We start from the raw sequence: 20647 nt of genomic DNA, 5'->3' as shown, positions 1-20647 counted from the left end.
CGTCGGATGCGTGCTCGGTACATCGGGTACAGTTATACTGTCCCCGGGGTAATGGCGACGTATGTACGACGACGTGTTGATCCCGACCGACGGGAGCGAGGCCGTCGACCGGGCGCTCGACCACGCGATACCGCTCGCCGGCGACCACGACGCGACGGTCCACGCCCTCTACGTCGTGGACGGCCGCGTGCTCGCAGCGAACTCCGGGGACCTGCGCGAGGCGGTGGCCGCGGACCTGGAGTCACAGGGTGAGACGGCCGTCCAGGCGGTCGCCGACCGCGCCGAGGCGGCCGGCCTCGACGTCGAGACGACCGTCACACGAGGCACACCCGACACCGAGATCGTCGCGTATGCCGCGTCGAACGACGTCGACCTCGTCGTGTTGAGTCCGACGGGCAAGTCACCGCGTGAACGGATCCAGTCGCTCGGGAGCGTCTCCGACCGGGTCGCAGACGACGCGACCGTTCCGGTGCTCCTCGTCAAGTGACCCGCGGCGAGTCGACGCGGCTCACCGTTCTCGGCAGCGGAAGCGCGATGCCCACACCGGGACGGGCACAGTCCGGCTACCTGCTCGAGGCGTACGACTCGGACGCCGAGACCGACCGGGCGCTGCTCGTCGACTGCGGAAGCGGCGTGCTCGGCCGCCTCGCCGAGACGAGCGTCGGCTACGAGGGCGTCTCGACCGTGCTCGTGACTCACCACCACCTCGACCACGTCGCGTCGCTGCTCCCGCTCGTGAAAGCGCGGTGGCTCGCCGGCGAAACGCACCTCGAGGTGATCGGGCCGACGGGGACGAAAGCGCTCGTCGACGGACTGCTCGACGTCCACGACTACCTCGACGGCCGGATCGACCTCGCGATCCGGGAGGTGCCCGCCGGGCGTCCGTTCACTGCCGGCGGGTTCGGCGTCGTCGGCCACGAGACGCGCCACTCGATGCCGTGTCTCGCGTATCGCGTCTCACCGCCGGCCTATTCGGCCGAGCCTGCGACGGGACCGGTGACGCTCTCGGGCGATACCGAGGCGTTTGCCGGGCTCGCTCGATTCGCCGACGGCAGCGACCTGCTCGTCCACGACTGTTCGTTCCCCGACGACGTCGACGTCTCGAATCATCCGACGCCGACCACCCTCGGCGAGTCGCTCGCGGGCGTCGACGTCGACACGCTCGTGTGCTCGCACCTGTATCCGCACACGACTGGCCGTGAAGACGAGATGTCCGCGAGCGTGCGTGCTGCCGGCTTCGACGGGACCGTCCGGTTCGCTACCGACGGCCTCACCGTGTCGGTGTGACCAGCGCGTGTGTGGCGGGGTGGTGCGTCTCGTGTGCCGTGCGATGCAGTTGGCCCACCCGTCGCGAGCGCGGCCGGTCACTCGCAGGCGAGCCGTACCTTGCAGGCGAAACGTAACTTTGAGTGGTTTCGTCTTCCCGGTATCGAACCGGATGTTTAATAGATCACAGGCGGAGTTCGGGGTATGACCGAGCCGCTCTCTGACGACTTCGGGCGGGAGGTGACGGGTGTGCGGGTGTCACTCACCGACCGGTGTAACTTCGACTGCGTCTACTGTCACAACGAGGGTCTCGGCGACACGCGCGGTCCGATGGACCCGAGCGACGACGAGATGGACGCAGACGACGTCGTCCGATTCCTCGAGGTCGTCGAGGGGTACGGCGTCGAGAAGGTGAAGTTCACCGGCGGCGAGCCGATGTTGCGGCGGGACCTCGAGGAGATACTCGAGCGCACGCCGGAGTCGATGGAGGTGTCGATGACGACGAACGGCACCTTCTTACCCGGGCGCGCGGCGGACCTGCGGGCGGCCGGGCTCGACCGAGTCAACGTCTCACAGGACGCGCTCGACCCGGACGACTTCGCGGCGGTGACGAAATCCGGCGCGTACGAGACGGTGCTCGAGGGGGTCAGAGCCGCCGTCGACGCCGGGCTCGATCCGGTGAAGCTCAACATGGTGGTGTTCACCCACACGGCGGGATACGTCGAGGAGATGGTCGACCACGTCGCCGAAAACGAGGGGCTGCAGCTCCAGCTCATCGAGTACATGCCGGAGCTCACCGGGAAGCCGGAGTGGAACATCGACATCGAGCGGGTCCACGACTGGCTCACGGAGATCGCCGACCGGGTCGAACACCGGGAGATGCACGACCGGCGGCGGTACTACGTCGGCGAGGAGGCGCCCGGCGAGGGCGGCGGCATGGTCGAGATCGTCGACCCCGTCGAGAACGAGTCGTTCTGTGCGAACTGTGGTCGCGTTCGGGTGACACACGAGGGGTACCTGAAGGGGTGTCTCAACCGCAACGACGACCTCCGGTCGATGGGCGAGATGACGCGCGCTGAGATCGCCGAGGCGTTCGAGGCGGTCGTGGCCAACCGGGTGCCGTACTACGGCGAGTACCTGGTGCAAACCGAGGAGGGCGCGTACGAACTCAACGAGAAGTACCTCGGAACGCCGACGATCGCCGACTGAGCCGCGGCGGTCGTGGTGAGCACCGCACGGCACAAGCGTGGAGTCGATGGGATTCGATCGCGCCGTGACGGTGTGTGAGCGGGCTGACCGAGACGACCACGAGACCTCCGGGCACCACTTGGGCCACACCCTCCCGGGCCGATTCTATGCGCTGGTGGTGGGCGTATGACTGAGACGACCGCGCGACACCCGGGCACCACTTGGGCCACGTCCTCTCCAACCAATTCTATACGTTGGTGATGGGCGTATGACTGAGACGACCGCGCGACACTCGGGCACCACTTGGGCCACGTCCTCCCCAGCCGATTCGCTCGGTCGCTTCGCTCCCTCACTCATCCCTCGCGCGCGCTCGCGAGCCCGCCTCCGGCGCGCTCACGAGGCGCGCGCCGGAGTGGGATGCCGGAGTGCTCTCGGTGGTGGTGTGTGTGCGGGTTCGTGGCGGGTGCGGTCGGTCTTACGCCGACCGGCCGCGGTAGTACCGCCCGAGGTCGATCAGGAGCTTACAGGTGACGGCGAGGACGATGAGCGGGCCGCGTGCAGCACCCTCGATGCTGACTGCTCTCCCGTCCGCGAACTCGTACGCGAACAGCAACACGAACACGCCGACGCCCGCGAGCAGAAACCCCTGCCAGAAGATGCCCGTGACCGCACCCCACGTCGAGGTGTCGCGGTAGCCACCACGCAGGAAGTACGTGACAAGCGTCTGACCGCCCTCGCTCACGAACACCACCCCGGTGCCGGTGATGACCCACGTCGGGGTGTCGGTCGCGTTCGTCGCCGCGACGACCGGACCGGCGACGACCGCACCGTAGCCGAGCCACACCACCGCGAGCATCGGGACGATCACCACGAGCGCGGGAATCGTCCCGAGGTAGACCCCGACGTCGGTCCGCGGAATTCGGATCCGCCGCGCCCGCCACGAACGCCCCGAGGCGGACGTCTCGTCGCGTTCGTCCCCGCGCGAGAGCCACCCGTAGACGACCCGCAGCGTCGCCCACCGGCGGCTACTGAACGCCGACCGGTCGCGCTCGGCGTCCGGGCGCTTCCCGGCGAACGTCGCGCGAACCGTCGCCCACACCGACACCACACCGAGTTCGAGCCAGTAGAACGCCAACAGGGCGGCCGCAGACACGTCGAAGGCGAGCAATCCGGCGACCGGTACACCGTTGGCGACGAGGACCGAGAGCAGCTTCGGGTCTGTACCCGACCACCGCGTGTCCGTCACCCGTGTCATCGCGTGGCGGTTGTGAAAACGCGTGCAGCCGGTTTTCTACGACGCCATCCCGGCTGCCTCCCGCTCACGCTGTGAGATCGATTCGTGGACACCGGCGTGAACGCTACTGTAGCCGCCCTCCGCGGGCGTGGGGTGTACTGATCATCAATCGACCGTGTGATACACACCGCGCCAAGTGCCGTTGAAAGCTTCGGTCGTGCGGCTGTGCCGTCGGTCGCCACAGCGGGGGGCTTCGCGATCGGGGGTACGTCGTGCGCGTGACGAACGAACGGTGGACGAGCACGATGGGATCCTCGCGAGCGACGCGAGCGAGAGTACGTCGTGCGCGTGACGAACGAACGGTGGACGAGCACGATGGGATCCTCGCGAGCGACGCGAGCGAGGGTACATCGTGCGAGTGACGAACGCAGTGAGGAACGAGCACGATGGGATTCGAACCCACGACCATCGGATTAGAAGTCCGACGCTCTATCCTGGCTGAGCTACGTGCCCTCACGATTAGTTCCGGGTGGACCGATAAAAACGCTCGTGGTTCACGCCGAGGCGGCCACACAACAGCAGGTCTAAGGCTCCGACGCCAGTATCACTCGGCGATGAGAGTCATCGGCACCGTGGGACTGCCAGGAAGCGGGAAAGGCGAGGCGGCCGCCGTCGCCGAGGCAGCCGGCGTGCCAGTCGTCGTGATGGGCGACGTGATCCGCGAGGCGTGCCGGGAGCGCGGCCTTGACCCGGCCGAACACCACGGCCGAATCGCGGGCGCGCTCCGCGAGGAGGAGGGTGCAGACGCGATCGCGGCTCGGACGTTGCCGCGGGTCCGCGAGGCGGTCCGCGAAAGCGACCAAGACGTCGTCGTGGTCGACGGCCTCCGGTCGACGGTCGAACTCGAGACGTTCCGCGAGGCGTTCGGTGAGTCGTTCACCCTGCTCGCCGTCCGTGCCCCCTTCGAGGTACGGGCCGAGCGTCTCGGCGACCGCGGTCGCGACGACTCCGACGCCGACCTCGCGGCGCTCCGCGAGCGCGACGCCCGCGAGATCGACCTCGGGCTCGACGAGACGATGGCACGCGCCGACGTCACGGTCGACAATACGGGGTCGCTCGCGTCGTTCCGCGACCGCGTTCGTGCGGTCCTCAACGCCGACACACCGGCAGCCGAGGCCGACCGCACGGAGTCAACCGACGGTGGTTCCCCGTGATATACAGCGTCGACGTCCGGATCGAGACGCCGGTGAACGACACGGAGGTGACCGACCGCGTCGTCGATGCGGTTCGAAACGTCTTCCCCGACGCCGAGCCCGTCCACGAGGACGGCCGGCTGGTGGCGACGACGCACACGCTCGACGCCTTCTCCGACGTGCTCTACGACCAGGAGATCCTGGACACCGCTCGTCGCGTGTTCACACAGAACGCGACAGAACCGGGGTTCGACTTCGATCTCAAAAAGCAGGCGGCGTTCGAGGGGGTCGTCAACTTCGCCGTGGGTGAGCCGGACGCGCTCGGCGACATTCACGTCGATGTGCGGGTCCGCGAACCCGACGTGGAGGCGTTCATCGACTACGTCGCGCCCGCGACCGACGAGGGCCAGCCGGTCGATCCCGCTCGCACGTACGGAGAGCGACTCGACTCCGCCGCGGGCGGGCGCTGACCGTCCGCGCTGGATCGGTCCTCTCCGGCAGGTTGAAACGCTTCGGCTCGTAACTATGTTTATGAGCGTCGAAGTTGCCCCGTTAGAGGAGTGCGGACGAGAGCTCGGCGAACAGATCGCTCAGACGGCCGAGTACGAGCGATTTGAGGAGGCGCGAGAGGCGGTCCAGCGCGACACGGCCGTCCAGGCGAAGATCGACGAGTTCGAACAGCTCCGTGCCGAGTTCATGCAGGCCCGCCAGACTGGAGACGCCACCCAGTCGGACCTACACCGCGTCCAGAACGCACAAGAAGCGCTCCACTCGATGCCCGTCATGCGCGAGTTCCTCGACGCACAGGACGCGCTCTCAGAGACGCTCGAGGCCGTCAACGAGGCCATCTCCGTACCGCTCGCCGTCGACTTCGGCGGGGAGGCAGGCGGCTGCTGTCAGGACTGAGTCGTTCTCACCGTCTCGCGTCACCGACGCCTTATGTACGGAGACGCCGCAGATGCCCCGTGCTAGCCGTCGCCGGAGGCAAGGGAGGAAGCGGGAAGACGACCACCACGGTCGGGCTCGCTCGTGCACTCGCGAGGCGCGGTGCGTCGGTCGTCGCCGCCGACGCCGACTGGGACCTGCCAAACCTGACGACAGCGGCGAGCGAGACCGCAGGCCGGGTCGCGACGTCAACGCGGCAGACGACCGGCACGCGAGCGGCCGTCGACGAACGGACGCACTCGCCGTCGGCTCCCGCACAGAACGCGCCGAGCGTGCTTGACGTTCTCACAGCCGGTGAGTTCGCTCCCGCTGAACACCCGTCGCCGACGATTCTCGACGCCCCCGACCCGGGGACCGACGTCGATCTGACTCACACGTTCGAGACCCTCGAGACGTTGGTCGCGCCGTCGTCACCGCTGCTCGTCGACTGTCCAGCCGGCGTCTCTCCGGACGCCGCGGCTCCGCTTCGGGTGGCAGACGGCTGCGTGCTCGTGACACCGCTCCGGAGGGCCGCGCTGTACGACACGGCGAAGACGGCGGCGTTCGCCCGCCGGCTGGACTGTCCGCCCGTCGGGACTATCGTCGCTCGAGCCGACGCTGTGCCCGACGCGGTCGGGTCGCTCTTCGGCTGCCCCGTGCTCGGAGCCGTCCCCTCGAGGCCGCCGACGCCGTTGTCGACTCGGTCCGTCCAGTCGGCGTACGACGTCGTCGCTCGCCGACTGTGTGCAGCGTACGGAGGTGATCGATGGCGCGTCGCGTGAGCGGCGGTGGCCGTGAGCGCCCCGTTCGGCGACACCGACGAGCCGGAGCCGGTGCCGCTCGCTCGACGCGACCACCGAGTCGTGAAACCCGAGCGGGGTCGGTCCCGGCGGACCGACGGTCGACGGGGGTTCCGGCGCTCGATCGTGAACTCGACGGTGGCGTTCCGACCGGATGTGTGGTGGCGCTGACGGCCGACCCAGCGAGCCAGTCGGAGCTGTTCGTCCACGCGTTCGCCGCCGTTCACGAGACGCAGTACCTGACGACGGTCCGGACCGCCGACTCGGTCGCTCGATGGCTCGAGGAACCGACGACAGATGAGGCGACGCCGACGCAGATCCTCGAGACGACCGAGCGGGACGACGTGATCGCGAGCACTCGGCGGGGGATTCAGTCGATCCCACGCGGTGGGGCGGTGGTGATCGACTCCGCCGGTCCGTTGGAGGCGGTGACGCCCTCGCGGTACCGGTCGCTGCTCGCCAGCCTCTCCGACGCAGTCGTCGAAGCCGACGGCGTCGGGCTGATCCACGCGCTCACGGCCGGTGGGGCGCGGTCGCGGTGTCGACTGCTCACCGAGCAGGTCGCCGACGTCGTCGTTCGACTCGAGACGACGGTCACGGACGTAGCCGTCGAGAACCGACTCGTCGTGCCGAAAGCACGGGGGATCGGCGCGCTGGATGCGCCGATCAAACTCGCACTCACCGACGCTGTCGTCGTCGACACCAGCCGCGACATCGCCTGAGTCGGGTGCTGACGGTCCCGTGCGACTGTCGTGGTCACGCCGCTCCGAGGAGCAGTACGATCCCACCCACGGCCCCCGTGAGGATGGCCCAGTTCCGCGCGGTGTCGAGGCTGCCGTACGGGCCACCCTTGCGCGAGAAGCGATACGCGGCGTACACGCCGAGTGGCGCGAGCGATCCGATAGTTCCGACCGTCACCGCCGCCACGCCGCGCGAGACGAGCGCGAGGAGGACGGTCGCTGCGGCACCGATCGTAGCGACGAGGAGGTCTTCGTGAGCGCGTTCGAACTCCATCGGTTGCGGTGAGGTGATGACCGAAGGTGCGTCGGGGGACACCGACTCGGCCGGTCGTCCCGCCGGACGGGGCGGCTACTCTTCGTCGAGTTCTGCGGCGATCTCGTCGGCGTCGACGTCGATGTCTTCGAGTGCGTCCTCGATGTCGCCGGCACCGCCCATCCCGCCCATCATGCCGCCGAGACCACCCATGCCACCGCCTTCGATGACCTCCTCGACGACGACGCGGTCGAGGTCGAGACGACCCATGAGGTCCTGTGCGATCTGCTGTTTTTGGAACATCCACTGCTGGTTCATCTGCATCGCCTGGGTCGCGGTGACGTAGAGCACGTCCTTTTCGACCGCCTCGGTCTCGGTCGTCTCTTCGCCGTCGTCGTCTTCGGTGACCGTCTCTTCGGTCTCGGTGACGCTCTCGATGCGGACGTCTGGCGTCTCCTGTAAGTAGACGCTGAGCATGCCGGCCGCCTGCTCTTCGCGGTCGTCGATGACGTCGAGCACCTCGTACTCGTACTCGAGGTCTTCGCCCGCCAGGGGATGGTTGAAGTCGACCCGTGCGCGCCCGCCGATGATCGTCTCGAGACGGCCCTGTCGGCCGTCGATCTGCACCTGTGCACCGGGATACTTGTCGTCGTCGTCGATCTTGTCGGCCGTGACCGTCTCGACCTCCTCCGGGTCGTACTCACCGAAGGCGTCGGTCGCTGGCACGTCGACGGTGCCGGCGTCGCCCGGCTCCTCGCCCTCGAGTGCGGATTCGACGGAGGGGAAGACGTGCCCGGCGCCGAGCGTGACGATCCGCGGCTCGAACTCGTACTCGTCGGTGTCGATCGCGGCCTCCTCGGCGGTCTCTTCGTCCGTGGTGTCGATGACCTCGCCGTCGTCGGCCGTCCGGATCGTGTACGCGAGCCGCACGAAGTCGCCGTCGCCGAGCCCCGCCGTCTCCGGCTCTTCGTCGGTCGCCTCGACGTCGGCATCTTCGGCATCTGCGGCCGTCTCGGCCTGCTCCTGGTCGCTCATAGCCGAACATCACTCGTTGTACTCTTAAGGCGCACGGTTCGGTTCGAAGCCGCGCCGGTGGGCTTTTGCCGGGTCCCGGCGTGTGATCAAACGTGTACGAGGTCGAGATCAAAGTCCCGGCGTCTGTCGACCGTACCCGCGAGCGACTGGTAGACGCCGGTGCCGACCGACGAGGTCGTCGGCGACAGCGCGACGTGTACTACGACGCGCCGCATCGAGCGTTCGCCGAGACGGACGAAGCGCTTCGGATCCGACACGAGACGGCGTCCCCGGCGGAGTCGGCCGACGCGTCGACGCGGCTCACGTACAAGGGACCACGTCTCGACACCGCGTCGAAAACCCGCGTGGAACACGAGACCGCGGTTGCCGACGCCGACGAGCTCGCCGACGTCCTCGACCGCTTGGGGTTCGAGCCAGCCGCCACCGTCGAGAAGCAGCGCGAGTACTGGACGCTCGACGGTTTCACCCTCACCCTCGACGTCGTCTCCGACGTGGGGGAGTTCGTCGAGATCGAACGCGCCGTCGAAGACGCAGACGCGATCGACGAGACGCGGGCGGCTGCCGTCCAGACGCTCGCACGACTCGACCTCGACGTCGACGACCAGGTCACCACGTCGTACCTCGAGCTGTTGGTGGACGGCGACTAGTCGGATCGGTCCGTCGCGTCGTCGGGCCGCTTCATCGAGAGCGCCGTTCGCGTGAACGAACAGACGAGCTCGTCGTCGCCGTCGTCGACGAGTGTGAACGCCTCGACGCGCATCGTGACCACGCCGCGCTCTCCGTCGCTCGTCTCGCGTTTGTCTACCACGGTCGACTCCGCGCGGATCGTGTCCCCGTGGTAGACGGGGGCGGGGTGTTCTACCTCGTCGTATCCCAGGTTCGCGACGATAGTCCCGTCGGTCGTCTCCGGGATCGAGAGTCCGACCGCGAGAGACAGCGTGTAGAGCCCGTTGACGAGCCGCTCGCCGAACTGTGTCTCGGCGGCGAACGCCGCGTCGAGGTGGAGCGGCTGCTGGTTCATCGTCGCGTCACAGAAGCGCTGATTGTCGGCCTCGCTCACCGTCCGACGACGCGCGTGTTCGATCGTCTCACCGACGGTGAACTCCTCGTAGTAACGTCCCGTCACACGACGGCTCACTCCCGGCGACCACATAGGCGTGTCGGCCCGTTCGCGTCTGCCGCTCCGGATGCGCCAGCATTAACTCAGGGGACAAAGACCGTTCGGTATGAGTGGGGAGACGAATCCGTACGAGAGCCTCAGAGAACAGATCGACGACGCGGCCACGCACCTCGACGTCGACGACGGGGTGCTCGAGCGACTGAAGTCCCCGGAACGGATGCTCGAGACGAACCTGACGTTCGAACGCGACGACGGCACGCTCGAGACCGTCCGCGCGTACCGGGCGCAGTTCAACGGTGACCGCGGCCCGTACAAAGGCGGGATTCGGTATCACCCGAACGTCACCCGCGACGAGGTGAAGGCGCTCTCCGGGTGGATGGTGTACAAGTGTGCGGTCGTCGACGTTCCGTACGGCGGCGGAAAAGGCGGCATCGCGATCGACCCCGCCGACTACTCGGCCGCCGAAATCGAGCGCGTGACGCGGGCGTTCGCGACCGAACTCCGTCCGCTCATCGGCCCCGACCGGGACGTACCGGCACCGGACGTGAACACCGGCCAGCGCGAGATGAACTGGATCAAAGACACCTACGAGACGCTCGAGAACACGACCGCCCCGGGCGTGATCACGGGGAAGGCTCCCGGCTCGGGCGGGAGTGCGGGCCGCGTCGAGGCGACCGGCCGGTCAACGATGCTCGCGGCGCGCGAGGCGTTCGAGTGGCTCGACCGCGACGTCGACGGGGCGACGGTCGCGGTTCAGGGGTACGGCAACGCGGGCGCTACCGCGGCGCGACTCGTCGACGACCTCGGCATGACGGTCGTCGCCGTCTCTGACTCGAGCGGCGGTATCTACGACCCAGACGGCCTCGACACGAGCGCCGTCACGGACCACAAAGCCGAAACGGGGAGCGTCGTCGGCTATCCCGACACGGACACGATCACGAACGAGACGTTGTTGACCGCGGACGTCGACCTGCTCGTGCCGGCGGCGCTCGAGAACGCCATCGACGCGGACCTCGCCCCCGAGGTCGACGCCGACGTGATCGTCGAGGCCGCGAACGGTCCCCTCACTCCGGGTGCCGACGACGTGCTCACCGAGCGAGACGTCGTTGTCGTCCCCGACATCCTCGCCAACGCCGGTGGCGTGACCGTCTCGTACTTCGAGTGGGTCCAGAACCGGCAGCGTTTCGCGTGGACCGAAGACCGCGTGGTCGAGACCCTCGAACGGATCGTCACCGAGGCGTTCGACACGCTCGTCGAGACGTACGACTCGGCGTCGCTGCCCAACCTCCGAACGGCCGCGTACATCGTCGGACTCACGCGCGTCGTCGAGGCCTACGAGGCGGGCGGAAACTGGCCCTGAGCGGTCGCGTGCACGGAGATCACTCCTCGTCGCTCGACGGCTCGAGGAGTCGCGCCGCGTCGTCGATCTGCCGGCGATAGATCCCGCGCCCCTTCAGCCGTGGTACCGGGTGCGTGTGTAGCGTCTCGCTCGCCGCGTCGTACACCAGCGGAAAGACGCTCGTCCGACGCTCCGCGACCGTGTACGACGTGGCCGCGTCGACGACGTCCGACGACGGGTCTGGGACGACGAACACCACGTACCCGATCGGCGTCGCACCGTCGTCGGGGTGTGTGTTGGTCGTGACGACGCGACGAAACTCGTCGGCCGTCTCCACGACGTCGTCCGGGCCGTGCTCCCGGGCGTCGACCACGGCGGTGAAGAGCGACACCTCACCGACGGTCGGGTCGTCGTCGCTCGTGTGCCACGCCCGTTCGAACGGGTCGGCGCGTTCGAGCGCTTCGAACCCGGCAGATTCCCCGCGTTCGGCGACCGCCTCACAGTATCGGTCGAACTCCATACACGTCGATTCGGTCGAGACCTGATAAAAGATGACATACGCGGCGTCGGGCGACGCAGCCGACACCCGCCTCACACGAGCGTCGCGTCGTTCACCACGAGGTGGCCGCGGTCGCCTTCCCACACGGGCTCCGTGGTGAGCTCGATGCGCCGATCCATGTGCGGGCCGTCGACCACGTAGGTCTCGAACTCGCCGCCCTCGCCCAGCGGGTGGACGCCGTACGCGTCACGACGTTCGATCAGCGCGTCGAGTGCGTCCTCGTCGTATCGGCGGCCGAGCCACGACTCGTCGAGGCCGTGGGCGGCGACCTGTACGATCCGGATCTCGAAGCCGGCGGCGAGCATGGACTCGGCGAGTTCGACCGGGTCTTCGCCCCACAGCGGCGCGAACAGGTCGACGCCGAGACGGTCACACATCGTGCGAATGCGGCTCGTCTGGAACTCGCTTTCGACGGCACCTGCGGTGACGCCCGCCAGCGACACGTCCGCGGTGGACGCGATCGCCTCGACGGCTCGTTCGAGCGGCTCTAGCTCGGCATCACCCTGTGCGCCGGCGTCGTCGACGTCGTCCGCGCCGAAGTCGCCCGGCTCGACCTCGACGAGGTCTATCCCGATGCTCTCGGCCGCCAGTGGTGCCAGTTCCGTCGCCGGCGTGTGGTACATGTACGAGTCGCCCGCCGGATGGACCGTCACCAGCCGCGAGACGTCGAGCCCGCGCTCGAGGGCCCGATACAGCGCCCACGACGAGTCTTTGCCGCCCGAAAAGAGGCTCACCCAATCGTCGCTCATGGACTCGGTACCGCGTCACCGCTTAAATCCTCGAGGAAATGGGCCGCGGGTGCGCGTGGCGAGTTCAATCCGAGATGAACTCGTTGTGGACTGCAAAGTCAATAACTATTATGTAGTTAGACACGTGATCATTCCAGCGTGGTTTCCAATGAGCGAGCGAAAGCCACAGATCAACCTCGTCGTCACCGAGGAACAGAAAGCTCGATGGGAGACGTATCTGAATGATGAATCCGACGAATTCCGTAGCCTCTCGCAACTGATCCGTCGCTCAGTCGAAAAGGAAATTACCGACCAGCCGACCGTCGGCGACGGTGGAATGCCAGAAGACCTCACTCGGCAACTGTCACAAATCACTGAAGGCCTGAACCGGATCGAGAGTCGGATGGACGACTTCGACGGTCGCCTATCGATGGTCGAACGAGAAGTTCGCAACGACCCAGGTATCAAGCAGCTCGCGAGTGAGGTCTTCGAGCTTCTTCCAGCCAAAGACGACATCATCGAATACGAAAAGCTAACTCAGAAATCCGGGTCAAAGCCGCCTGGACAACCAGTTACACACGATGGTACCGCCGAGAGTCTGGCTAATACGCTCAACGAAGAGAAATTCCGTATCGAACAGGCACTCGAACAACTCCAAAATGACACCCATCAGGTCCACACAATCGAATTAGCCGACGAGGTTCCGGGTTGGGCTGAGGCATACGACGGTGGAGAGACAGACCGTTACTACAAGCAGGGGTGAAAATGATGCACGACCTCATTGAAACATACCTTGACCGTATTGCCGGACTGAAATCTGACGAGACGCATAAGACGTTCACGAGTAATATGCGCCAGTTCGAGCAGTGGCTCAATGAGAATGACTACGACATATGCAACATCGAACCCCTCGAACTCGAACAATACTTTATCCAGATGAATAACGAGGGCTACGCGCCGAATACGGTTGCTAACCGGTTTGAATCCGTTCGTGGATTCTATCAGTTTCTGAGCGATAAGCTCGGAGCCATTGAACAAAGCCCCGTGGAGGACCTGAAACGGAGTGATTACGTTCAGAAAGGAACAAAAAAGCACGACCACGCAGAGTTGGTCTACATCACTCCAGAAGAGAAAGAACTGATGTGCGAGAACGTCCCTACGCCTACGCTTCGGAATGAACTAATTATTCGGTTACTTTGGCAAACGGGAGTTCGTAAAAGCGAGCTGGTTGAAATCGAAATCGAAGACATTGACCGTGAGGCTCGGTCAATCGACGTCTGGTCGAACAAGACCAAAGAATGGCGGACCGTCTATTATCAGCCGTCGCTCGATCTTCTCATGGAACAATGGATCGACGGCGGATACCGGTCCTCGTACATGCCGGCTGAAGACTCGCCGTATCTTTTTGTTACCGAGCGCTCCGACCAGATGTCCCCGAAGACGGTCAATCGGAAAATCGTCCGGCAGGCGGCCGAGAACGCCGACATTCAGGAGGTAATGTACACAGACAATGCAGGTCAAAAGCGATACCGCATCACTGCTCACACCTTGAGACACGGTCATGGAGTTCAAGCACTCAAATCAGGAATTGACGTTCGCACGGTTCAGAAACACCTCGGACACGCAAAGCTCGAAATGACGATGAAGTATCTGCAACTAGTTGACAGCGACGTCAGGGAGGGATATCGCCGGTTCGGGACTTCCGCCGATGACTAACGAATCTGCTTCTGCCGTTTCCACCGTGCTGTTTGAATCAACTATTGAGTAAATTCGACCAAGACGAGGCTCTGCGTTTCAACGAGCTTGATTCGTGGTCGCCCACTGGATTGATGTGGTGAGATACGAGCAACCCCTATGCTCCGTCTGTTGAGGATGCCGATCCTCCGGCTTCCATGCGCAGTTCCTCCAGTTTATTGAGCGGTCGACGGCCGAACTTTTCCCGCGCCCAGGCTGGGATGTCATCGGCGTTCGCTATGTACCGAAAATCCTCCTCGTACTGTTCGAGCAATGCCTGAAGCGACTCACGACCCATTGTCGACCTTCACGAACTCGCCGACGTCGATGTCAACGGTAAACTCGATGTCCGCGTCGTACGTCTCGCCGAACCGCTTGGCGATGACGTCGATCTCCTCGGCCAGCGTGTCGAGGTCGGCAACCGCCTGCTTGTGATACCGCGTCGCTATCTCCTCATCGTCAATCGTCTCGATCTCGAGTTTGTACGCGTGCCTCAGCAATCGTCGTATCGCGTTTTCGCCGTCGAACGTTTTCCGCTGGTTCATATTGACCACCTCAGAGCGTGACTATTCATTGGTACGGAGTAACAAATGATTAACCCCGGAAACAGGTCGACATCGGTAAGCCTCATACGGCTCCTTGCCGCCGAATCCACCCCGACGAGACAGTTGCCCACTGCCAGACGACGCATCCTCCAGACGGCAGAGACGCGGGCATCTCTCGGATTCATAACCGGGCTGATCGAACACAGGCGGACACCCATCGACTTCGCGCCGCGGCCAAGCACGCGCCGTCTCTCGGAAGTCAGGACCGGGGGCGGCTGGGACTTGAGAGACGCCGTCTCAGGCTGGCGGTGATTGGGCGCGTGCTACGAACAGCCCCTTACGTTTAGCATATAATTGAAACCTTATCGGGACATAGTGATCGGTGATGCCGCGCCCGAAAGGTTACGCGGAAATCCCCGCGCATGAAGACGCGATTCAGCAGGCTCGCGAGACGAAGCAGTCGCTCGGCGTAACGTGGAATCAGTTCCTCGAGACGGCGGCAAAGCAACTCAGCGACGGCGCTGACTGAACATAGGACTCGGAACAGGATTGCGGGGAGTGGAGTGGGAAACAGTCCCCGGTTGGGCGTGGATGCACAGCCAGCGAAAGGTCATCGTAGGACACCAGAAGGGGTGACCCAACATGACAAACTACGAGCTACAGGATACTAACTCCACCGACAGGCACGCATCGAAGGAGAACACATCGCCAGCCTCAGCCCGGTCTATACTCGGGAAACGGCTACGGGAAGCCGGTCTGACGGATGAACGGTGTATCCCTTTTGTCGACGGGCGAAAGACGACACCGCGCGGATTCACGAACCACACCGATCCCGAGACGCACGATATTCCTCAGGCATATGAGGGGAACTACGCCGTTCATGCGGGACGGAATCTCCTCATCATCGATATCGATGACTGGGAAAAGCTACCGAAGCAACTCCAGAACCTGCCGGAGACGTTTACGACGAACACCCCGCATGGCGGGGTCCACCTGTACTACTCCATTGAGGATGACGAGGGAATCTGTGATACAACCGGACCTTGGGGGGAGGTCAAATACGGCGGTGTTCCCGCGCTCGGTCCCGGTTCGACATTAAATCACTCCGTCGCCTGCGACGGAAGCAAGGACAACTGTCCAGGCGACGGCGTCGACAGATATGAACTTGAGGACCGACCGATACACCTGCTTGAGGATACGACTCTCACCGGCATCTGCGAACTGTGCGAGGAGTCAAGTGCCACCTCAGGGACGAAATCGAACGCGCCGACGGACGCTATCGAGAACCCCGACGAAGTGCGGGCTGAGCGGGAAACCGAGTGGCTGTGTGATGAGTTCCTCCCGAAGTATGCTGGAAAGGCGATGAACGAATCTCTGCTGGATATCCTCAAGGGGGGATCCGGCCATTTCGACCGGCGACGCTCTAACGACAGGAACAGTCTTGACCGCAGTAAATACGAGCTTGACGCGCTGGGTATGCTATACGGGGCATTCCTCAATCGTGGTGACGACGAAGACGAAGCTCGGCGCAACGCCCTCGCCGTATTCAAGCACTTCTGCTTAGAACACGAGTGGGACAAGACCGGTAACCGTCGGAAATGGCTCACACGTAGTGAGCGGTACTTACAGAACACCATGAATGAGGTTCAGAAAAATTTTGATATGGGCAAATGGCGTCGACGGGCGCGCCGTGAATACGAAGACGGGTTTGATCCTAGGGAGCATCGGCCGTGGGAAGACCGTAAGGAGCAAAGTGAGGTCACCGAGGATACAGTCTTGGCGGCGGTATGGCTCCTTTCGACGCCTTTCGACGAGCTTCCGATTGAGGATGCCGAATCGATGTTCAATCTCGATCTCCGTACACCACCACCAACTGTGAAGAAGTATGTCCCCCCTCGGCGGCGGAGCGACAGCGAATCTGGCGACGCCGCGTCGGGGACATACCGCGAACGACGATATCCGACGGCACGCGAAGTAGCGGGACTCGCCGCCGAACTGAATCCAGACCGTTCGGAGGAGTATTTCGGCGAGGTCGTTCGTAAGCTGACTCGAGGAGAGGGCCGAAAGACAAAGCAGGTAGCACACGCGGAGTGTCCGTCTCGACCGAACGGACATCGACACGTGTACTACTGGGAGTCTTTATCAGATCCCGAAGACGCGGATTACGTGAAACTCGACGGAAACAAACTCGAACCGGAAACGAGAGAGCCACTTGATCGAGGCGACAACAACAATGAGGACAATACTGGCGAATACGGCTCATGGGTATCAACAGATACAGCCTGACGGTCGCTTAACCACACCATTGACATAATCGCGCGGTGCCCACCGGCAGTCTGATGCCGTCGGTCGCGGCGATTGGACCCGAGTTTTCGGACCCGCTCATCGCGCGTGTGATCCGACACCGAGAGCAACGCGTCTCTGCCCCGTCTATCGATTTCGCGCGTCGACGGTCATTCCAAGGGACCGTCCGGCAGGGCCCGCTCACACTGGCGTCTCGCGACGAGATGAACCGCTGAAGTCGACTTGCCGTTACAGTCAGCCGTGAATCCGCCTACAAGAAAATCGCGCTGAACATTTATTATGCAGCCGGGACGAGAGGTTAGTGTGATTGTCATGATGGGTGAGAAACCTACATGCGGTTGTTAGCCAGGCTCAGAGCCAAGGCAGACACTGCATACGATCATACGTATCATCATAAACTCCGAGGCGGAATATGGAGAGCCCTCAAACATGCAGAATACGAACAATACCACGACGAGAAGACGCTACTCGTTGCCGCACCTCAGGAAGCCTTTCTCCTGGAGGTTGCTGAAGATCTGATGGCTGATCGAGAGCTCAACATCGGCGAGATGCCGTTCCACGTTGACAAACTCACCAGTCTTGCCCCCGATGTCGGAGAGCTGGGGACAACAGGAACAATCGAAACTGGAACCGGGTTTCTGATACGGATCCCGCCGTGGCGAGCGGAGGAGTACGGCATCGACCATCCCAGCGGCGCTGTCGTAGCGGGAGTGATGTGATGAGGGTGCTAATTGACTTAGAGGCAGAGATGGACGCGTCCTACGACTCGGAGTACCACGGCCGGCTCCGGGCACGGATCTGGGACGCCCTCCGTGACACGCCGTACGACGAACATGGCGCTGAGACGCCGGGGTTTTCATTCTCGAACCCGTTCCCGTGGGGCGATCTGGAGGAGGGTGACGAGCGTCACTTGCTCGTCGCCGCCCCCCGCGAAGACCAGTTAGCACACATCGTTGCCGATCTCCTCGAGAACCCTGAGGTACACGCAGGATCAATGCCGTTCCAAGTTACAGACACGCGACCACTCGATCCCGATGTCGGTCCACCCGGCACCGAGGGCGTTCTCGAAACTGCGACCGGCGTGTACGCCGTCACGCCGCCGCAGTACCTCGACGACCCCAACGAACACGACGACGAGACGTTCTGGCGACCGGAACACGGAATGGAGCCGTTCTTCGACCATGTGGAGACGCAGCTCCAGCGGAACCACGACCGGTTTATGCCCGATAATGACCCGGGGCCAGCAGAGGTTGACGCACCGCTCTTCGAGTCATACGAGATGATCAAGAAGTTCTGGCTCGACGTCCAGCTTTCGGGGGGTACGGAGTGGACGGTGCTGGTGTCAAAGTGGCGGTTCCCGTATCGTGTGCGCGACGACCACCACCGCCGGCATCTTAATCTCGCCTTGGACGTCGGCATCGGTCGACGGACGCCGCTCGGCTTCGGCTTCCTCAATAGGCAACAGGAGAACAATGAGTGAAATCACACTCAACGCCGACGAAGATGGAGACGATATCGAAGAGGTACTCCTCGACCGTCCCATGGCCTCGCTATACGATGTCGCGTACCTATATGGGAAGCTCCACGCGCTGAACACGGTGAAGCAGTACGACGTGCCTATCGACGACCAGTATGTTGAGCGAATGACCCACGAGTCTCGTACCGGGTACTACGAGCAGGAGGTCGGCCTGTTCAGCGTCCTCGTCGATCTTACTGGTGACAGTCCGATCTTCGGCAAGGCCGGCGAGCTGGATGGGCGGCCGGACGATGATGTGTCCCCATTTGTCACCGAACCGCTTGACCGCGAGAAGATGCTCCGAGTCGGGTTCAGCCGTCAGGGTAGTCGAGCGGCCGGTCACAATATGTCCTTGGCACACGATGTGTCGAAGTCGTCCGAGGACTGTGTGAAGTACGTCAGACAACTGTTCGACCGCTGGGCGGCGTCCGACTCTGTCGCCGATGTATCCGAGGACCACGACGACGGATGGATTCTTAATGCCCTCAGAGAAGTCGGAGAGGACGATGACCTAATGGACATTATTGAAGACGATGTCGTGGACGCCATCCGCGAGACATTTGGAGACGAGTTCAACGGTGTCCTCTCCGTGCGCCTGAAGCTTCCCGGCAGGGACGGCTACGTCTACCCGGGCGAGGTGGAGGTCCTAAACGAGGCGATGCTCTACAGGTGGGTGGAAAAGCGGATGCGCTCGTACTCGGCCGCCGACGACGCGTCCGGCGACGGTCGGGGCCTCATCACCGGGAACACCGATGAGGTGTTCGGGTTGAGTGACTCCCCGCTACAGCGGTACAAGGGGAAGATGGCCGAGAAGTTCCCCAATCTCGTGGTGGACGAGAGCTGGCGGCAGCGCCCACTCACCGCCGAGGCGGCGTTCGCCGTGACGTCGGGCGCACCGTTGCTGGAGAATTTCATCCAGATTCTCGGCGAGAACACGGCGGCGTACTACGTCCCGTACGTCTCGAAGCCGACGGTCGAACAGGCGGTGGCGTTGTACGAACTGGCGATGGAGGCGGCCGACAATAGTGGGGCGGCCGTCAGGGTCATCGAAGACGCTACCACCGATCCAGTCAATCCGCTGCACGACGATCTCCAGATCCACTACGCGGCGGCCTACACGCCGGGGAACAAGCGGAAGTTCATTGAGGAAGAACAGTCTGTCGACGCAGATCGGATTCGCGCCATTCAGCGAGCACACACCAACGTGCTAAGAGACGGCCTCATCGCACCGGACGGTGACAGTTCGCCTCTTTTCCCCTCACCACCGTACGGCCGGCTGACTGACGACGGAGACGACGAACAGGGCAGCAAGTACCTGCGGACGAACGCACCGGTCGTCACCGGCGTCCTTACTGGCGGGTACTTTCAGAGCACCTTCCGCCACCAGAGTACAGACGAGGACAGGGACGACCACGGCACGACCGACCTCCGCGCCGAGGCGACGAGTACCGCCCTCGCGTCCGACGGTCAGATGGATACGGACTGGCTCCTCGCACAGTACGTCCCCCGCCTGATCACCAAACAGCGCAGCGCGTTCAAAGACGGCAACGAACTGCCGGAGTCGCTGCTCACTCGTCAGTACGTCCAGATGCAGGCGCTCGCCCGCGCGGGCATCCTCGGCGATGCGTCGTCAGACGACCCACGAACCATCCCAGCAAGCACTGAAACCATGAGCGATACGACCGACTTCAGCGACAGAGACGACCGACTCGAACAGTTCATCGATAGCCACTCCGCTCTCGCCGAAGACGAAGAACGTCGTGCAGCGTTCCTCCTCGGTGCACTTGTCGGTCGCGTGGCCGCGTATCAAAGTCGTAACGGCATCTCCCGAACCGTCATCCGTCAGCACCCCATCGACGCGATGACGCGGCGCAGGATCTCCACCACTCTCGCGAAGGTGCTGGAAAAGAACGCGCACTACTCCGACGACAACGAGAATGCGGGGATGCTGATGAACGACCGCTACACCACGCGGCTAAACGACATTCTGAACCAACGGACCCCGGGCGAGTGGTCAATCTCGACCGACGACCTCCGGATGCACTACGGCCTCGGCCTCACTTACGGGAAGAACGACACTACACTCGACGACGAGGAGGACGAGGACGAGGCGGCAACAGTCGAGGCACAGACTGACGACTGACCCCTCCGATCAACCAGACACATTAT

The 20647-nt window shown here is 63.8% G+C and carries 23 protein-coding genes, 1 tRNA gene and 1 pseudogene; 17 read left to right on the top strand and 8 right to left on the bottom strand.

Translation table 11 applies throughout. From position 1 onward, the window contains the following. The first annotated feature begins 61 nt into the window (after positions 1–61). The 3 genes from ACNTAO_RS02795 to moaA all read left to right on the top strand — a co-directional run bounded on the left by ACNTAO_RS02795 (position 62) and on the right by moaA (position 2475). Positions 62–487, top strand: coding sequence for a universal stress protein (locus ACNTAO_RS02795; RefSeq protein WP_435160429.1), 426 nt, complete (start codon positions 62–64; stop codon positions 485–487). Beyond that, positions 484–1287: an MBL fold metallo-hydrolase gene (locus ACNTAO_RS02790; protein WP_496923237.1), complete on the top strand. Its 804-nt coding sequence runs from the start codon at positions 484–486 to the stop codon at positions 1285–1287. Before ACNTAO_RS02795 ends, ACNTAO_RS02790 begins: the two co-directional genes overlap by 4 nt. A 183-nt stretch (positions 1288–1470) precedes the next feature. Further along, complete coding sequence (gene moaA / locus ACNTAO_RS02785) at positions 1471–2475, top strand: GTP 3',8-cyclase MoaA (protein WP_435160428.1); 1005 nt, start codon at positions 1471–1473, stop codon at positions 2473–2475. A gap of 454 nt (positions 2476–2929) precedes the next feature. On the opposite strand, the gene ACNTAO_RS02780 is transcribed toward moaA, so the two are convergent. Together ACNTAO_RS02780 and ACNTAO_RS02775 are read right to left on the bottom strand one after the other, a co-directional pair. Next, on the bottom strand, positions 2930–3709 hold the full coding sequence (locus ACNTAO_RS02780) for a DUF6498-containing protein (protein ID WP_435160427.1): 780 nt from the start codon (positions 3707–3709) through the stop codon (positions 2930–2932). A 417-nt stretch (positions 3710–4126) separates the two neighbouring features. Beyond that, positions 4127–4201 (bottom strand) — tRNA-Arg (locus tag ACNTAO_RS02775). A 101-nt stretch (positions 4202–4302) separates the two neighbouring features. On the opposite strand from ACNTAO_RS02775, the gene ACNTAO_RS02770 reads away from it, so the two are divergent. From ACNTAO_RS02770 to ACNTAO_RS02750, 5 genes are all read left to right on the top strand, one after another. Then, positions 4303–4902 carry an AAA family ATPase gene (locus ACNTAO_RS02770; protein ID WP_435160426.1) on the top strand — a complete coding sequence of 200 codons (600 nt, stop codon included), beginning with the start codon at positions 4303–4305 and terminating at the stop codon, positions 4900–4902. After that, the gene (locus ACNTAO_RS02765) at positions 4899–5351 is read left to right on the top strand and encodes an RNA-binding domain-containing protein (RefSeq protein WP_435160425.1); all 453 of its coding nucleotides are present in this window, start codon (positions 4899–4901) and stop codon (positions 5349–5351) included. Before ACNTAO_RS02770 ends, ACNTAO_RS02765 begins: the two co-directional genes overlap by 4 nt. A 61-nt stretch (positions 5352–5412) precedes the next feature. Continuing rightward, entirely contained in the window at positions 5413–5787 is a 375-nt protein-coding gene (locus tag ACNTAO_RS02760; RefSeq protein WP_435160424.1) for a YlbF/YmcA family competence regulator, read from the top strand. A 59-nt stretch (positions 5788–5846) separates the two neighbouring features. After that, positions 5847–6587, top strand: coding sequence for a MinD/ParA family ATP-binding protein (locus ACNTAO_RS02755; protein WP_435160423.1), 741 nt, complete (start codon positions 5847–5849; stop codon positions 6585–6587). Then, the gene (locus ACNTAO_RS02750; protein WP_435160422.1) at positions 6572–7327 is read left to right on the top strand and encodes an RAD55 family ATPase; all 756 of its coding nucleotides are present in this window, start codon (positions 6572–6574) and stop codon (positions 7325–7327) included. The genes ACNTAO_RS02755 and ACNTAO_RS02750 overlap by 16 nt, the downstream gene beginning before the upstream one ends. A gap of 34 nt (positions 7328–7361) precedes the next feature. Here ACNTAO_RS02750 and ACNTAO_RS02745 read toward each other — a convergent pair whose 3' ends face one another. After that, positions 7362–7619, bottom strand: a complete 258-nt coding sequence (locus ACNTAO_RS02745) for a DUF8049 family protein (protein ID WP_435160421.1) — start codon at positions 7617–7619, stop codon at positions 7362–7364. A 75-nt stretch (positions 7620–7694) separates the two neighbouring features. Continuing rightward, positions 7695–8633 carry an FKBP-type peptidyl-prolyl cis-trans isomerase gene (locus ACNTAO_RS02740; RefSeq protein WP_435160420.1) on the bottom strand — a complete coding sequence of 313 codons (939 nt, stop codon included), beginning with the start codon at positions 8631–8633 and terminating at the stop codon, positions 7695–7697. A gap of 92 nt (positions 8634–8725) precedes the next feature. Between ACNTAO_RS02740 and cyaB the strand changes: the two genes are divergently transcribed. Continuing rightward, positions 8726–9280: a class IV adenylate cyclase gene (cyaB, locus tag ACNTAO_RS02735; protein WP_435160419.1), complete on the top strand. Its 555-nt coding sequence runs from the start codon at positions 8726–8728 to the stop codon at positions 9278–9280. Here the strand turns inward: cyaB and ACNTAO_RS02730 are convergent. Beyond that, positions 9277–9759: a MaoC family dehydratase gene (locus ACNTAO_RS02730; RefSeq protein WP_435160418.1), complete on the bottom strand. Its 483-nt coding sequence runs from the start codon at positions 9757–9759 to the stop codon at positions 9277–9279. The genes cyaB and ACNTAO_RS02730 overlap by 4 nt on opposite strands. Before the next feature lie 100 nt (positions 9760–9859). Here ACNTAO_RS02730 and ACNTAO_RS02725 point away from each other — a divergent pair, with 100 nt between their 5' ends. Further along, positions 9860–11113 (top strand): Glu/Leu/Phe/Val family dehydrogenase, encoded by a 1254-nt coding sequence (locus ACNTAO_RS02725; RefSeq protein ID WP_435160417.1) that lies wholly within the window; start codon positions 9860–9862, stop codon positions 11111–11113. 19 nt (positions 11114–11132) lie between these two features. Here the strand turns inward: ACNTAO_RS02725 and ACNTAO_RS02720 are convergent, their stop codons facing one another. Then, a complete protein-coding gene (locus tag ACNTAO_RS02720; RefSeq protein ID WP_435160416.1) occupies positions 11133–11612 on the bottom strand; it encodes a hypothetical protein in 480 nt (159 codons plus the stop codon). Positions 11613–11683: 71 nt separating this feature from the next. Continuing rightward, entirely contained in the window at positions 11684–12400 is a 717-nt protein-coding gene (locus ACNTAO_RS02715) for a diphthine--ammonia ligase (protein ID WP_435160415.1), read from the bottom strand. Positions 12401–12548: 148 nt separating this feature from the next. Between ACNTAO_RS02715 and ACNTAO_RS02710 the strand changes: the two genes are divergently transcribed. Together ACNTAO_RS02710 and ACNTAO_RS02705 are read left to right on the top strand one after the other, a co-directional pair. Continuing rightward, the gene (locus tag ACNTAO_RS02710) at positions 12549–13142 is read left to right on the top strand and encodes a hypothetical protein (RefSeq protein ID WP_435160414.1); all 594 of its coding nucleotides are present in this window, start codon (positions 12549–12551) and stop codon (positions 13140–13142) included. A 5-nt stretch (positions 13143–13147) separates the two neighbouring features. Further along, complete coding sequence (locus ACNTAO_RS02705) at positions 13148–14095, top strand: tyrosine-type recombinase/integrase (RefSeq protein WP_435160413.1); 948 nt, start codon at positions 13148–13150, stop codon at positions 14093–14095. 305 nt (positions 14096–14400) lie between these two features. Here ACNTAO_RS02705 and ACNTAO_RS02700 read toward each other — a convergent pair whose 3' ends face one another. Beyond that, positions 14401–14658: a hypothetical protein gene (locus ACNTAO_RS02700; RefSeq protein WP_435160412.1), complete on the bottom strand. Its 258-nt coding sequence runs from the start codon at positions 14656–14658 to the stop codon at positions 14401–14403. A gap of 385 nt (positions 14659–15043) precedes the next feature. On the opposite strand from ACNTAO_RS02700, the gene ACNTAO_RS02695 reads away from it, so the two are divergent. From ACNTAO_RS02695 to ACNTAO_RS02675, 5 genes and pseudogenes are all read left to right on the top strand, one after another. Beyond that, on the top strand, positions 15044–15187 hold the full coding sequence (locus tag ACNTAO_RS02695) for a hypothetical protein (RefSeq protein WP_435160411.1): 144 nt from the start codon (positions 15044–15046) through the stop codon (positions 15185–15187). A 113-nt stretch (positions 15188–15300) separates the two neighbouring features. Continuing rightward, on the top strand, positions 15301–16944 hold the full coding sequence (locus ACNTAO_RS02690; RefSeq protein WP_435160410.1) for a bifunctional DNA primase/polymerase: 1644 nt from the start codon (positions 15301–15303) through the stop codon (positions 16942–16944). A gap of 350 nt (positions 16945–17294) precedes the next feature. After that, positions 17295–17645 (top strand): annotated as a pseudogene (locus ACNTAO_RS02685) (CRISPR-associated endoribonuclease Cas6); the annotation flags it as partial. A gap of 35 nt (positions 17646–17680) precedes the next feature. Then, entirely contained in the window at positions 17681–18442 is a 762-nt protein-coding gene (gene cas6, locus ACNTAO_RS02680) for a CRISPR-associated endoribonuclease Cas6 (RefSeq protein ID WP_435160409.1), read from the top strand. Next, a complete protein-coding gene (locus ACNTAO_RS02675; RefSeq protein WP_435160408.1) occupies positions 18327–20621 on the top strand; it encodes a TM1802 family CRISPR-associated protein in 2295 nt (764 codons plus the stop codon). Before cas6 ends, ACNTAO_RS02675 begins: the two co-directional genes overlap by 116 nt. Positions 20622–20647: the final 26 nt, after the last annotated feature.

This window comes from Halorubrum zhoui (assembly GCF_051194155.1).
GTDB lineage: Archaea > Halobacteriota > Halobacteria > Halobacteriales > Haloferacaceae > Halorubrum.
This window is presented reverse-complemented; position numbering and strand designations above follow the sequence as displayed.

Excerpts from the sequence above, each read along its gene's own strand:
- ACNTAO_RS02795 (WP_435160429.1), top strand. The coding sequence starts at position 62 with ATGTACGACGACGTGTTGATCCCGACCGACGGGAGCGAGGCCGTCGAC.
- moaA (WP_435160428.1), top strand. The coding sequence starts at position 1,471 with ATGACCGAGCCGCTCTCTGACGACTTCGGGCGGGAGGTGACGGGTGTG.
- ACNTAO_RS02780 (WP_435160427.1), bottom strand. The coding sequence starts at position 3,709 with ATGACACGGGTGACGGACACGCGGTGGTCGGGTACAGACCCGAAGCTG.
- ACNTAO_RS02770 (WP_435160426.1), top strand. The coding sequence starts at position 4,303 with ATGAGAGTCATCGGCACCGTGGGACTGCCAGGAAGCGGGAAAGGCGAG.
- ACNTAO_RS02760 (WP_435160424.1), top strand. The coding sequence starts at position 5,413 with ATGAGCGTCGAAGTTGCCCCGTTAGAGGAGTGCGGACGAGAGCTCGGC.
- ACNTAO_RS02750 (WP_435160422.1), top strand. The coding sequence starts at position 6,572 with ATGGCGCGTCGCGTGAGCGGCGGTGGCCGTGAGCGCCCCGTTCGGCGA.
- ACNTAO_RS02745 (WP_435160421.1), bottom strand. The coding sequence starts at position 7,619 with ATGGAGTTCGAACGCGCTCACGAAGACCTCCTCGTCGCTACGATCGGT.
- ACNTAO_RS02740 (WP_435160420.1), bottom strand. The coding sequence starts at position 8,633 with ATGAGCGACCAGGAGCAGGCCGAGACGGCCGCAGATGCCGAAGATGCC.
- ACNTAO_RS02725 (WP_435160417.1), top strand. The coding sequence starts at position 9,860 with ATGAGTGGGGAGACGAATCCGTACGAGAGCCTCAGAGAACAGATCGAC.
- ACNTAO_RS02720 (WP_435160416.1), bottom strand. The coding sequence starts at position 11,612 with ATGGAGTTCGACCGATACTGTGAGGCGGTCGCCGAACGCGGGGAATCT.
- ACNTAO_RS02715 (WP_435160415.1), bottom strand. The coding sequence starts at position 12,400 with ATGAGCGACGATTGGGTGAGCCTCTTTTCGGGCGGCAAAGACTCGTCG.
- ACNTAO_RS02710 (WP_435160414.1), top strand. The coding sequence starts at position 12,549 with ATGAGCGAGCGAAAGCCACAGATCAACCTCGTCGTCACCGAGGAACAG.
- ACNTAO_RS02705 (WP_435160413.1), top strand. The coding sequence starts at position 13,148 with ATGCACGACCTCATTGAAACATACCTTGACCGTATTGCCGGACTGAAA.
- ACNTAO_RS02700 (WP_435160412.1), bottom strand. The coding sequence starts at position 14,658 with ATGAACCAGCGGAAAACGTTCGACGGCGAAAACGCGATACGACGATTG.
- ACNTAO_RS02695 (WP_435160411.1), top strand. The coding sequence starts at position 15,044 with ATGCCGCGCCCGAAAGGTTACGCGGAAATCCCCGCGCATGAAGACGCG.
- ACNTAO_RS02690 (WP_435160410.1), top strand. The coding sequence starts at position 15,301 with ATGACAAACTACGAGCTACAGGATACTAACTCCACCGACAGGCACGCA.
- cas6 (WP_435160409.1), top strand. The coding sequence starts at position 17,681 with ATGAGGGTGCTAATTGACTTAGAGGCAGAGATGGACGCGTCCTACGAC.